Source organism: Streptomyces sp. NPDC032161 (assembly GCF_040636995.1).
In the GTDB taxonomy this organism is placed as follows: Bacteria; Actinomycetota; Actinomycetes; order Streptomycetales; family Streptomycetaceae; genus Streptomyces.
Genome location: NZ_JBEZVN010000119.1, coordinates 1 through 1,381 on the forward strand (window position 1 = coordinate 1; position 1,381 = coordinate 1,381).

At 63.7% G+C, this 1,381-nt stretch carries 1 protein-coding gene; it reads right to left on the reverse strand.

The genetic code is table 11. The features are described 5' to 3' along the window. Nucleotides 1–165: 165 nt before the first annotated feature. Nucleotides 166–1,326, reverse strand: coding sequence for an IS701 family transposase (locus AB0E67_RS36465; RefSeq protein WP_362035162.1), 1,161 nt, complete (start codon nt 1,324–1,326; stop codon nt 166–168). Nucleotides 1,327–1,381: the final 55 nt, after the last annotated feature.

Genomic DNA, 1,381 nt, shown 5'->3' on the forward strand with positions numbered 1-1,381 from the left:
CTTAGTACTGCAACGACACTCCGTGATGTCCTCTGCGTTGGTAATGGCTGGTACGGGCTCGTGCTTGACTTCTTCTTCGCCATAGTGACCACGCGAGTACGTGCTGAATGTGGTGGTGAATGGGAGAAGAGACGCGGTTGAAGATTCGCCGGGCCTCATTCATGGTCATGGGAATGAGCGATTGATCATGGCCGGTGTCTGGATCCCCTTTTTTGCCTCCGCTCGCAGGATGGCGAGGAAGGCGAGGGCAGCCATGGAGAGGGTTATGTGCCGGTACCACGCGGTGTAGCCGCGGACCTGGTAGTGATCGAGCCCGGTTTCGTTCTTCGCCGTCTGGAAACACTCCTCGACCATCCACCGGGATCCGGCGATCCGCGCGAGTTCCTCCAATGGGGTCCCGGCCGGGGAGAAGCAGATGTAGTAGGCGATGTCCGTGGGATCGGTGAGGCTGCGCCGTGCCAGTAACCAGTGGTCCCAGCCTTCCCGCCGCCAGGGCCGGATCGGTGCCGCCGCCCAGTGGTACTCACGCGGCCCGTGGGCACCGTCGCCGCAGCTCACACGGACCCAAGCGTCATCAGGGAGCTCGCCGACCAGCTTGTGCGCACGCGCCTGGCCGAAGAATTCCATGGTCATGACCATCTGCGATTTCGGGACCGCGAGGACATGGGGGATGTCATGTTCTTCCAGCCACATCCGGAGCCGGCTCGTCTGGCCGTAGACCTCATCGGCGGTCACCCACCCGAACGGGATCCCCGATTCCACGGCGCGTTTCAGCATGCGCAGGCCCATGTCCGGCTTGGTGGCGAACTCGACATCGTGGCCAATTCCGGCATCCCGGCACCGTTCACGGTCCGATATCCAGTCCTTCGGGAGATACAGCTCGCGGTCGATCAGCGCCCGCCCCCGGTCGGATCCATAGGCCAGGAACACTCCGATCTGGGAATTCTCGATCCGGCCGGCCGTGCCCGAGTACTGCCGGGCCACCCCCGCCGACTTAATGCCCTTCTTCAGGAAACCCGTCTCGTCCAGGATCAGAATTCCCCGATCGGGATCTCCGATCTGCTCCACGACCGCGTCGCGGACGTCGTCCCGCAGGGCATCGGCGTCCCACAGGTAGTGGTTCAGCAGCCGCTGCATCCCCTGGGGACCGTCGTCGCCGGCGGCCTCCGCCAGAGTCCAGCCGTTCTTCCGTTCCGCCTCGCTGAGCAGTCCCCGCAGGTAGGAAACCATCCGCCGCCTCGGCTCCACCCGCCCGAAGCGTCCCGCGAACCGCGCCACGAAGTCACCGAACACATCTGACCAGCCGTCAGTTATCTCGTCCACCACGAAGCGACCAACGACGAAGACCGCATCGAGTCACGGAGTGTCGTTGCAGTATTAG